The following is a 626-nucleotide window of genomic DNA, read 5'->3' on the forward strand; positions in this document are numbered from 1 at the left end:
GACGACACAGCAGTCTCCCGTCCCCGTCCGGTCCCTCGACCCGACCGGCCCCGAGGTGCCCTCGACCGTCCCGACGCACTGGTACAACCTCGCCGCGGACCTGCCCGAGCCCGTGCCGCCGCACCTGCACCCCGGCACGCGCGAGCCGCTCACGCCCGACGACCTCGCCCCGCTGTTCCCGCTCGCGCTCGTCCAGCAGGAGGTGACGACGGAGCGCTACGTCGAGATCCCGCAGACGGTCCGCGAGATCTACGCGCTGTGGCGGCCGTCGCCGCTCGTGCGCGCGCGGCGCCTCGAGCAGGCCCTGGGCACCCCGGCCCGGATCTACTACAAGTACGAGGGCGTGAGCCCGGTCGGCTCGCACAAGCCGAACACCGCCGTCGCGCAGGCGTACTACAACGCGCTCGAGGGCACGACGAAGCTCACGACCGAGACCGGCGCGGGCCAGTGGGGCGCGTCGCTGTCGTTCGCGGGCGCGCTGCTCGGGCTCGACGTCGAGGTGTGGCAGGTGCGCGCGTCGTTCGACTCGAAGCCGTACCGCCGGGCGCAGATGGAGGTCTACGGGGGGATCTGCCACCCGTCGCCGTCGGACCCCACGGAGGCAGGCCGCGCGATGCTCGCCGCCC

1 protein-coding gene is annotated in these 626 nt (G+C 74.0%); it reads left to right on the forward strand.

Going from position 1 to position 626, the window contains the following annotated elements; all coding sequences use genetic code 11:
- Positions 1-55: 55 nt before the first annotated feature.
- Positions 56-626: pyridoxal-phosphate dependent enzyme (locus tag G3I78_RS46820; protein WP_164436701.1), on the forward strand; the 571-nt coding region annotated here is incomplete at its 3' end.

Origin of the sequence: Streptomyces sp. SID13726 (assembly GCF_010548375.1) — a bacterium.
Classification (GTDB): domain Bacteria; phylum Actinomycetota; class Actinomycetes; order Streptomycetales; family Streptomycetaceae; genus Streptomyces.